Below are 10,226 nucleotides of genomic sequence, written 5' to 3' on the forward strand. Positions count from 1 at the left end.
CCTCGTAGCCGAGCACCGAGCCACGGTTGGCCTGCGCCGTGTAGCCGTCCGGGTCCTTGATGTCGCCGAAGGGGCCGTCCACCGGCCTCAAGCCGTTGGCCCGCGCCGCCACCTCCATGCGCGCCATGGGGTAGTGCCACATGTCGCCCCAATGGACGTCTCGGTTGCCCGTCTCGTCGGGGTCGGTGAGCACGTGGTAGTCGGCGTTGGGTCCGCCCATGGAGGTGGTGCGCGCCTTGGTCGACGCGGCATAATCGGCGACGCCGAAGTGCAGCGACTCGTTGCGCCGGCTGGCCGCCGCGATCTGGTGCACGTTCTGCATGCCGAGCGCCGTCTCGATGATGAGCTCAAAGCCGATGCGCCTGGTGGCCTTGGTGGCCTGCTCGATCTGGGTGACCAGCATGTCGACGGCGTAAACGTCGGCCGCCGTGCCCGCCTTGGGGATCATGAGGAGGTCGAGCTTGTCGGGGGCGCCCTCGAGAACGTCGACCACGTCGCGGTACATGTAGTGGGTATCGAGACCGTTGATACGCACCGACAGCCGGCCCTCGCCCCAGTCGAGATCGTTGATCGCCTGGATCACGTTCTTGCGCGCCTGGGGTTTGTCGTCGGGCGCCACGGCGTCCTCGAGATCGAGGAAGACGATGTCGGCCTCGCCCGCCGCCGCCTTCTCGAAAAAGCGCGGCGAGGAGCCGGGCACCGCCAGTTCCGAACGATTGAGGCGGGGTGTCACTTCCTCGACGATGGTGAAACTCATGCCGGACTCCGGTTGTTTTCAGGCCATGGGGATCGGGGCTCGGCGAGGGCCAAAAGCCGGCCGGGGCCGCGAAGCGGGCACAATGTCAATGGTGGCGAGGCCTGTCAATGATTTGCTCCGTGGTGTCATCTGCCGGCCTTGGTGGCGGACGGTGCGGCCAGAGGATGATGGTTCTCGACCAGGGCCTTGAGGCGTTCCTCCAGCACGTGGGTGTAAATCTGGGTAGTCGAGATGTCGGCGTGACCCAGCATCTGCTGCACCGCCCTGAGATCGGCGCCATGGGCCAAAAGGTGGCTGGCGAAGGCGTGGCGCAGCACGTGCGGCGAGAGGCGTCGGGGATCGAGACCGGCCGCCGGCGCCAGCTCCTTGAGCAACTGCGCCAGGCGGCGGCCGGTGAGGTGCCCGGCCGCGCCGCGCGAAGGAAACAGCCAGGGCGAGGCCCCAGCCCCTGAACCAGCGGAAAATTTGTCGCGCAGCGCCAGGTAGCGCCCGATGGCCTCGCGGGCGGCCTGGCCCAGCGGCACCAGGCGTTCGCGCCCGCCCTTGCCACGCACCAGCAGCAGCCGGTTGTCGGTGGCCGTGGCGGACAGCGGCAGCGCTACCAGTTCGGAAACCCTCAGGCCCGTGGCGTAAAGGATCTCGATGGCGGCCTCGAGCCGGCGGCCGGCCGCCCCGGGGCGCTTCCGGGCCGCTACCAGCAAGCCGTCGACCTCGGCTTGCGAAAGGATCTTGGGCAACGGGCGCGGTGCGCTGGGGCCCTCGATGGCGGTGGTGGGATCGTCGCCGCGCCAGCCCTCGGCATAGAGAAAGCGGAAGAACTGTCGGACCGTCGATAGCCGCCGCCGGACGGTGGCCGGCGCCCTCCCGGCCCGCGCCTCGGCGGCCAGAAAATCCCGCAGCTGAGAAGCCTGGGCGGCCAATGGCGCCAGGCCGCGCCCGGCCAGGAAGGCGCTCAGAGCCAAAAGATCCTGGCGATAGCTCTGCAACGTCGCCTGGGCGGCACCACGCTCGGCCGACATCATCTCGAGAAAGGCCTCGATGTGGCGATCGTCCATGGCGGACTCCGGCCCCGCTCAAAGCCCCCGGGCCAGGGCCGCCTCCAGGGCGATGCGCCGGGCCGCGGCACCCAGCCCGATGCGGCGTAGCGCCCGCATGACGCCATGCAGCGTCACCGGATTGGCACCCGGCGGCCCGACCTCGCCCAGCGCCAGCAACGAGAGCAGCACGGTTTCGCCGATGCGCCCCGCCTCCGCCGCCCGCTGCAGGCCGTGCCACAGCACCGTCGACGGCATATAGGCGCTGACCGTCAGCGGCGCCTCATAGAGCGGCTTCCAGTTGGCGTCGGGCAGGCGGTAACCCAGGGCATCGAAGAGGGTATAGAGCAAGGCCGCATTTTCCTGCGCCTTGTCGCCCTTGAGGCCCTTCTGCCCGTCCCACCAGGGTCCGACGATGGCGGCATTCCAGGGTATGGTTTCCTCGTCGTCGGCGATCTGCACCAGCGGCCAGAGTTCCAGCACCGCCCGGGCGGCATGGGGATTGCTCTCGGAGGCAGCCGCCGTGACGTTGTCCAGCCAGCGCCGGGCGGCAATGACGTCGCCCGCCGCCAGCAGCGCCCGGCCGGCATCGGCCGCCAGCCAGGCCAGCTCCGGCGTCGGCTCGAGCTGGCGCGTGGCCTCGAGGTTGACCCGGGCCGCGGTGCCGAAACGGCCACTGCCGAGGGCTTGCCGCCAGGACTGGGCCAAAGCCCGGGCGCGCACCTCGGGATCGCTTTCGCTGGCCGCCACCTGATAGAGCAGGGCGTTGCTGCGCGGCCCTTCCTGCCGGGCCGTGACGGCCACCCAGTCCTGCCGTTCTTCGGGCCCGAAGTCGACGCTGGCGTAGACCTGAGCCAGGGCCTGGGCCGGCAGGGCGCCGGCCGCCTCGGCCCGCTCGGCAGCCTGCAGGCGGGTCTCGACGGCGGCGTTTGGGGTGGTGGCGATGGCCCGCAGGATGGCCGGGCGGGCGCCCGGCACGGCGTCGCCGGGAACCGCCCGGCGGGCCGCCCGCAGCATGGCGATGTGCAGCGGCGAGGGATCGATCAGGCTGTCGACCACGGCATCGTTGTCACCACCCAGCACGGCCACCAAATTGAAGAAGGCGACATCGCCGGTCTCGCCTTGTTCGCGCAGGATCGAGGCTGCCAGTTGCGCCGCCTCGTGTTCACCGCCCAAGGCCTTGCAAAAGGTCATGGTCTTGAGCCAATAGGGATCCTCGTCCTGGCGTACCAGATGGGGCACGTCGGCGCAGGCTTGGGCGTTGTTGCCGGCCAGCAGGAGACCATCGATCTTGGCCCGGCTGAAGGCCGGATCGTTGAGCCGGGCCGAGACCAGTTCCAAGAGCTCGTTGACCATGGCGGTGTGGCCGCCGGCACTCAGCCGTTCCACCCGAATGCCCAGCAGGCTCGGCGCCGTGGCCTCGCCCTCGGGCACCATGGCCTGGCTGGCCAGCAGGCGCTGGCCCAGCGACTGCATGGCGCGCGACAGCGTCGCCACGGGCAGACGCGGCAGCAGGCGCTCGACCAGCAGGCGATCGGAGCCCAGCCACATGTCGCGGCCAAAGCCGCCGTTCTCGGCATTGAGGATGCCCACCGAACTGGGATCGATCTCGGCCAACTCGCCGACGCTGACCTTATCCGCCGCCGCCGCCTCAGGCGGTTTGTTGTTGCTCTCCGTATCCTTTGTGTCGGGGCTCGGGGCGGCTGTGGCGGCCGGCTTTTCCGCCTCGCCAGGGGTGGTTGCCAGCGGCGCCGGAGCTGCGGGAAACAACCGCTTCGGCTTGCCCACCTGGGCCGCGGCCGGCCCCACCAGAGCCGGCAGCAAGGCCAGCACCAGCAACCATCTGCTAACGCGGGAAACGATCATTGGGCAGCACCTTCTCGACCCGCTGGGTGGGTGCCGGTATGTCCCAAGTGGCCAGGAACACGGCACCGCCGACAACCACGGCGGCGACCACTACGATAAGGATGAAAGGCGCCTTGGACATAGTTCGAAAACACGGCAAATCTGGGTTCGTGAGCTTGCGGACAGCGATTCGCCACGTATGTTAGGGTGCGAATGTGGCAAAGTTGCGACAGTCTATCGATAGCGGGGCCGGCGTTCAACGGGCTGCCCACGGGGCGGCCCACGGGGCGAAGGAAAAGTCGCGCCGCCAGCCCGCCTTCTCGGCCCCCGTTCGTCCCCTGGTGCTGGTCGGCCTGATGGGGGCCGGCAAGACCACCGTTGGCCGGCGCCTGGCTGAACACCTGGGGCTGCCCTTCATCGACGCCGACGACGAAATCGAAAAGGCCGCCGGCTGCAGCATCGAGGAAATCTTCGCCGAACACGGCGAGGCCGCCTTCCGAGCCGGCGAACAGCGCGTCATCGCCCGCCTGCTGGAGGGACCGGTCCACGTCCAGGCCACCGGTGGCGGCGCCTTCATGGACCCGCGCACGCGCCGCAATATCGCCGACAAGGGGCTGTCGATCTGGCTACGCGCCGAACTCGAAGTGCTGTTGGAAAGGGTCGGCCGGCGCCACCACCGGCCCTTGCTCGAGGGCCGCGACCAGCGCCAGGTGCTGGCCGACCTGATGGCCGAGCGCTACCCGATCTATGGCCAGGCCGACATCGTCGTCGAAACCGACAGCTCGCCCCACGCCCGGGTGGTCAGCGCCATCATTGCCGCCCTGGTGGCGGCGCACCACGTCGAACATCGCACCGCCGCGGAGCCGGCAGCGTGACCGCCGACCCCACCCGCGTCGCCGTCAACCTGGCGGAGCGCTCTTACGACGTGATTATCGGCAAGGGCCTGCTGGCCGGCGCCGGGGAGCTTCTGAAACCGCTGCTGGCCCAGCCCCGGCTGGCCGTGATTACGGACGAAACGGTGGCACCGCTCTATCTGCCGGGCCTCAAGCAATCGCTGGCCGGGGCCGGTCTGGCCTGCACCGAGATGGTGCTGCCGGCAGGCGAGGCGAGCAAGGACTTCGCCCACCTGGAGGCTGTGCTGGGCGATTTGCTGGCGGCCCGCATCGAGCGCGGCGAGGCCGTGCTGGCCTTGGGCGGCGGGGTCATCGGCGACCTTGCCGGCTTGGCCGCCAGCCTGTTGCGCCGCGGCGTCGACCTGATCCAGGCACCAACCACGCTGCTGGCCCAGGTCGACAGCGCCATCGGCGGCAAGACCGGCATCAACACGCGCCACGGTAAGAACCTGGTCGGCACCTTCCATCAGCCCCGGCTGGTGCTCTGCGACACTTTGGTCCTGGACAGCCTGCCCCAGCGCGACCTGCGGGCGGGCTATGCCGAGGTTGTCAAGTACGGCCTGCTGGGCGACGCCGATTTCTTCGCCTGGCTGGAACACAACGGCGCCGCCCTGCTGGCCGGCGATGTCGTGGCCCGGCGGCGGGCCGTGATCGAGAGCTGCCGCACCAAGGCCCGCCTGGTGGCGGCCGACGAGCGCGAGGGCGACGCCCGGGCGCTGTTGAACCTGGGCCACACCTTCGCCCACGCCCTGGAGGCGGAGGCCGCCTACGGCGGCGGCCTGAACCACGGCGAGGCCGTGGCGGTGGGACTTTGCCTGGCCTTCGAGCTGTCGGCCCGGCTCGGGCTGGCGGCGCCTGGCGAGGCCCAGCGTGTGAGACGCCACCTGGCCGCTGTCGGTCTGCCCATTGATCCCGGCCAGGTGCTCGAGAGCCGGGACGAGGAAGGGGGAGAGACCCGGGCCGAACGCCTGCTCGACCACATGCGCCAGGACAAGAAGGTGCAAGGTGGCCGGCTGGTCTTCGTGCTGGCCCGCGGCATCGGCGAGGCCTTCGTCAGCAACGATGTAGCGGAAGCCGAAGTGCGGGCGCTGCTCACCGCCAGCTTGGCCGGCAAGGCGTTCGACTTGGGCCCGGGAGCCTGATCCGGTGGATCTTCCGCTGATCCTTTCGCTCGCCGCCATCGCCCTGCTGCTGGTGCTGTCGGGCTTCTTTTCCGGCTCCGAGACCGCGCTGACGGCGGTCAGCCGGGCCCGCATCGACCACCTGGCGCGGCGCGGCAACCGCCGGGCCCGCATCGTCAGCCGGCTCAGCGCCGACAAGCACCAGTTCATCGGCGCCGTGCTGCTGGGCAACAATCTGGTCAACATCTTCGCCTCGGCGCTGGCCACCAGCCTCTTCATCGGCTTCTTCGGCGACGTCGGCGTGTTCTACGCCACCATCGTGATGACCGCCCTGGTGCTGGTCTTCGCCGAGATCCTGCCCAAGACCTACGCCATCCAGAAAGCCGACCGCACGGCACTGGCGCTGGCGCCGCTGCTGGGGCCGCTGGTGACGCTGCTGGCGCCGCTGACGCGTGGCCTGCAGGTTGTCGTACGGCTGACGCTGCGCCTCTTCGGCGCCGCCGGCAGCGAGACGCCGATCCTGACGGCGGCCGAAGATATCCGCAGCGCCATCGACCTGCACACCCGCGAAGGCCACCTGGTCAAGCACGAGCGCGACATGCTGGGCGGCATCCTCGACTTGGCCCACGTCGAGCTCGACGAAATCATGGTGCATCGCAAGAACATGACCACCATCGACGCCGAACAACCTTCCTCGCGTATCGTCGAGCAGGTCTTGGAAAGCCCCTTCACGCGCATCCCACTGTGGCAGGGCGACCCCGACAATATCGTCGGCGTACTGCATGCCAAGAACCTGCTGCGGGCGCTGTCGGCCCATGAGGGGGATCTCGACGAGCTCGACATCGGTGCCGTATCGGGCGAGCCCTGGTTCGTGCCCGAAACCACCTCCCTGCACGAACAACTGACGGCCTTCCGCGACCGCCACGTCCACTTCGCCATGGTGGTCGACGAATATGGCGCCATCATGGGGCTGGTGACACTGGAGGACATCATCGAGGAGATCGTCGGCGACATCGTCGACGAACACGACGTCAAGGACACCGGCGTGCGCGCCGAGGCCGACGGCTCCTTTGTCGTCGACGGCGCCATGACCATCCGCGACCTCAACCGGCTCTTGGATTGGCATCTGCCCGACGAGGAGGCGGCGACCATCGCCGGGCTGGTCATCTACAACGCCGCCGTCATCCCGGTCGAGGGCCAGGTCTTCACCTTCTACGGCTACACCTTCGTCATCCTCAAGCGCCAGCGCAATCAGATCGTGGCCCTCAGGGTGACGCCACCGGGTCCGGAGCAGTCGGCCTGAAGGCGGCGACGTCATGATCGGCGAGCTTTTCGCCATCGTCGCGCCGGTTTTCTTCGGCGCCGGCATCGGCTACCTCTGGGCCCGCCTGGAGCAGCCCTTCGATGTCGAATTCGTCACCGCGCTGACCTTCAACATAGGCACGCCGTGCCTGGTCTTTGCCACCCTGACGCGCTTCGAGATCTCGCCCGCCACCTTCGGCTCGATGGCCGCCTACGCCGTGATGGCAACGCTCTGCTTCGCCATCGTGGCAACGTTGGTGCTCAAGCTCCGGGGGCTGGCGCTGAGGCCGTACCTGCCGTCCTTGATGTTTCCCAACGCCGGCAACATGGGCCTGCCGCTCTGTCTCTTTGCTTTCGGCGAAAAAGGCCTGGCACTGGGCATCGCCTTTTTCACCGTGACCTCGCTGGGCAACTTCACCATCGGCGCGGCGATCGCCGCCGGCAGCGCCTCATGGCGCGTGGTGCTGCGTACGCCGTTGATCTACGCCATCGCCGCGGCGGCGCTTTTCGTTTTCAGCAACACCTCGCCGCCGGCCTGGCTGGCCAACACCACGCGCCTGATCGGCGGCCTGATGATCCCGCTGTTGCTGATCACGCTGGGCGTTTCGCTGGCCCGGCTCAAGGTGGCCGACCTCGGGCGCAGCTTCTTTCTCTCCCTCTTGCGGCTCGGCATGGGCCTCGGCGTGGGCCTGGGCCTGGCCGAGTTGCTGGCTCTCGAGGGCGCCACCCGCGGCGTCTTCATCATCGACTGCGCCATGCCGGTGGCGGTCTTCAACTACCTCTTCGCCCAGCGCTACGGCAATGCGCCCAGCCACGTCGCCGGCATGGTGGTGATTTCGGCGACGCTATCGTTCGTCACCCTGCCATTATTGCTATTGCTGGTTATTTAACTCCCAGTGTCGGCGGCCCTCGGCCGTCAGGTGGGGCTCGATGAGCAACGCCGTGCCCTCGGCGATGTAGTCATCGAGGCTGTAGTGATCGCCAAAGGCCCAGTGCTTGAGGGCCCAGGTGTGGCAGAACATGACGTACTGGTAGACCTGAAAATCGAGGTTGGCGGGCCGCATCAGGCCGCTGTAGAAACAGGCCTCCAGGCAGCCCTGAAGGATGCGGTTGACCTTGGATTCGGCGGCCTTGACCTGGGCCCGTTGAGGCGGCGGCAGCACCGTCGTCGCCTGATAGGCCAGCACGGTAACGTCGCGATAGCGGTCGATCAGGCGGCAGTAGCTGCCCAGCGCCGTGCGCAGGCGCTCGAGCGGCCCCTCGATGCCCTCCAGCAGCGCCGGCAGCTCGCGGGCGTAGGTCTCGAGAACGAAGCGCAGCGTCAGGAACAGCACGTCGCGCTTATCCTCGAAATAGACGTAGATCAGCCCCTTGCTGACGCCGGCCTGGCCGGCGATGTCCTCGATGGTGGTGCCGAAATAGCCCTTGTCGGCAAAGGCCCGCACGGCGCCCTCGACGATCTGGGCCCGGCGCTGGCCGGCGATATCGAGATCGGCCACAGCCGCAGCCGCAAGCGCCGTCACGCCGCGCCCTGCTGGCGTCGCGCGATCAGGCCTTCGAAGAAGGCATCGATGCGGTTGCGCATCTGGGCCTCGGAAACCACGCGGGCGTCCATCATGTCGGATTCCATGAACAACGTCGCCATGCCCAGGTCCTCGGCGGCATGATGGCGCCGGTCCGCGAGGCCGGTGGAAACCGTACGGCAGCTCTTGATGGGGTGATAGACGATGCCATCGAGGTCGTAATCCGAGGCCGCGGTCTCGATCTGCGGACATTGGTAGAATAGCTGATCCATTATGTTGCCGACGTTGGCCAAGAGGCTCTCGGCGAAACTCTCGATGGGACGCTCGAGGTCGTACTGGTAGCCGCTGTCGGCGCCGCCCGAGGCGAAGGTGAGGTAGGCCGAGGTGACGAAGACGCCGCCCCAGTCGGAAAACAGCTCGCTGAACTTGCGAAAGATGGGGTAGCAGGGCACGCCGATGAAACCGAGGCGGAAATCCTGCACCGCCGGCACCTCCTGGCCATCCACCAGGGCCGTGGTGCCGATGCCGTTTTCGGCCCGGTAGCTCATTTCCTCACGCAGCTCGGCGAAATACTGCACGCCCTCGGGCGTGGCACGAAAGCAGTTGGCCATGCCGAGATAGACGGTGCCGTCGGTCAAGGCATTGAAGACGGCCGGCTTCGATCGGTTGAGCTCGACCACGTGCCGCCAGTCGGCGCTCATCCGGTTGGTCAGCGCCAGACGCTGGCGCAGCTTGTCGATGTCGAACTTTTGCCCGCTCAGGCGTTCACAACTGGCGATCAGTTCCTCGATCTGGCCGACCACATAGCGCCGCTCGTTGACGAAGTCCTCGCTGCCAGGCTCGCTGGGGCCCGAGGCGGCGCGCGAGCCCGGCACGTCGATGATGGCAAGCTCGGTCTGCAGCACGCGCTCCCAGATCTCGGCCCACTTGATGTAGGTGTTGCAGCCGTTGGTCAGCACGCCGAGGCTGGGTTTGGGCAGCGTCACCATGGGGTGTTTGCCGCCCTGCAGGTGCATGGCCAGGTCGGCCTTGACGTAGGCGCAGACGTCGGGCGAGTAGCCGTAGTCCTCGGCCACGTTGAGGTAGTCGTCGGAGACCCGGCGCACGGCCGTCTGCAAGGCGTTGATCTCGGGGAACACCACCTCCATGTCGAAGCTGCGCAAGATCTCGGCGAAGCTGCCCATGACGAAGACGTAGGCCGCCCCCTCGCCGCGCTCGGCGACCTCGGTCAGGTGGCCGAACCATTCGCGGAAGAGCCGGGCGCCATCGCGGGCGCCGCGCCCCACCAGTTCCGCCCGGCGGCTCTCGTCGGCTGCTGCCTGGTGGCTGTTCATGAATCATTCCCGGATTGGACGGTGATCCAATCATTCTTGCGAATCCCTTGGCTAGCGTCAAGAGACCCGTTTGCAGCTACTGGATTGACGGTCAATTTAGCCCGCATTTCTCACCGGGTCACGGCCTGCGTCGCTCCCAGGTGATGCGATCCGCGAGGAAAAGACCGAAGCGCGTAGTGGTACTACGCACTTCGGTCTTTGACAACGCGGGCGCGCGCCTGGGAGCGACCCTTCGGGCGGCGCTGTGGCGCCGACAGGGGACGTCGAGCTGCTTGCCCGATGTCCCACATCGCGCGGCGCAGCTCTCCGGCCCTGTCGACGCCACAGCGCCGCGCAGGCCATGACCCGGCGAGAAACGCGGGCTAACCCGGATGGCCTCTGCCGATCGGCGTCGCTGGAAGGGCAAAGGCCAGCCAT

At 68.0% G+C, this 10,226-nt stretch carries 9 protein-coding genes and 1 pseudogene; 4 read left to right on the forward strand and 6 right to left on the reverse strand.

The window, feature by feature from the left end:
• From QGG75_08705 to QGG75_08720, 4 genes are all read right to left on the reverse strand, one after another.
• On the reverse strand, window positions 1-757 hold a 757-nt coding region (locus QGG75_08705; protein ID MDP6067318.1), incomplete at its 3' end, for a CoA ester lyase.
• Between the two features lie 125 nt (window positions 758-882).
• The gene (locus tag QGG75_08710) at window positions 883-1,812 is read right to left on the reverse strand and encodes a site-specific tyrosine recombinase XerD (protein ID MDP6067319.1); all 930 of its coding nucleotides are present in this window, start codon (window positions 1,810-1,812) and stop codon (window positions 883-885) included.
• Window positions 1,813-1,830: 18 nt separating this feature from the next.
• Window positions 1,831-3,657 (reverse strand): hypothetical protein, encoded by a 1,827-nt coding sequence (locus QGG75_08715; protein MDP6067320.1) that lies wholly within the window; start codon window positions 3,655-3,657, stop codon window positions 1,831-1,833.
• Window positions 3,638-3,778, reverse strand: a complete 141-nt coding sequence (locus QGG75_08720; protein MDP6067321.1) for a hypothetical protein — start codon at window positions 3,776-3,778, stop codon at window positions 3,638-3,640. The genes QGG75_08715 and QGG75_08720 overlap by 20 nt, the downstream gene beginning before the upstream one ends.
• A gap of 163 nt (window positions 3,779-3,941) precedes the next feature.
• Here QGG75_08720 and QGG75_08725 point away from each other — a divergent pair.
• The 4 genes and pseudogenes from QGG75_08725 to QGG75_08740 all read left to right on the forward strand — a co-directional run bounded on the left by QGG75_08725 (window position 3,942) and on the right by QGG75_08740 (window position 7,842).
• Window positions 3,942-4,511 (forward strand): annotated as a pseudogene (locus QGG75_08725) (shikimate kinase).
• A complete protein-coding gene (aroB, locus tag QGG75_08730) occupies window positions 4,508-5,671 on the forward strand; it encodes a 3-dehydroquinate synthase (GenBank protein MDP6067322.1) in 1,164 nt (387 codons plus the stop codon). Before QGG75_08725 ends, aroB begins: the two are co-directional and overlap by 4 nt.
• A 4-nt stretch (window positions 5,672-5,675) precedes the next feature.
• The gene (locus tag QGG75_08735) at window positions 5,676-6,953 is read left to right on the forward strand and encodes an HlyC/CorC family transporter (GenBank protein MDP6067323.1); all 1,278 of its coding nucleotides are present in this window, start codon (window positions 5,676-5,678) and stop codon (window positions 6,951-6,953) included.
• A gap of 13 nt (window positions 6,954-6,966) precedes the next feature.
• Complete coding sequence (locus QGG75_08740; GenBank protein ID MDP6067324.1) at window positions 6,967-7,842, forward strand: AEC family transporter; 876 nt, start codon at window positions 6,967-6,969, stop codon at window positions 7,840-7,842.
• On the opposite strand, the gene QGG75_08745 is transcribed toward QGG75_08740, so the two are convergent.
• Both QGG75_08745 and QGG75_08750 read right to left on the reverse strand, forming a co-directional pair.
• Window positions 7,825-8,475 (reverse strand): TetR/AcrR family transcriptional regulator, encoded by a 651-nt coding sequence (locus QGG75_08745; GenBank protein MDP6067325.1) that lies wholly within the window; start codon window positions 8,473-8,475, stop codon window positions 7,825-7,827. The genes QGG75_08740 and QGG75_08745 overlap by 18 nt on opposite strands.
• Entirely contained in the window at window positions 8,472-9,809 is a 1,338-nt protein-coding gene (locus QGG75_08750) for a 2-hydroxyacyl-CoA dehydratase family protein (GenBank protein ID MDP6067326.1), read from the reverse strand. Before QGG75_08750 ends, QGG75_08745 begins: the two co-directional genes overlap by 4 nt.
• Window positions 9,810-10,226 lie beyond the last annotated feature (417 nt).

The sequence above is a fragment of the Alphaproteobacteria bacterium genome, assembly GCA_030740435.1.
Lineage (GTDB): Bacteria > Pseudomonadota > Alphaproteobacteria > UBA2966 > UBA2966.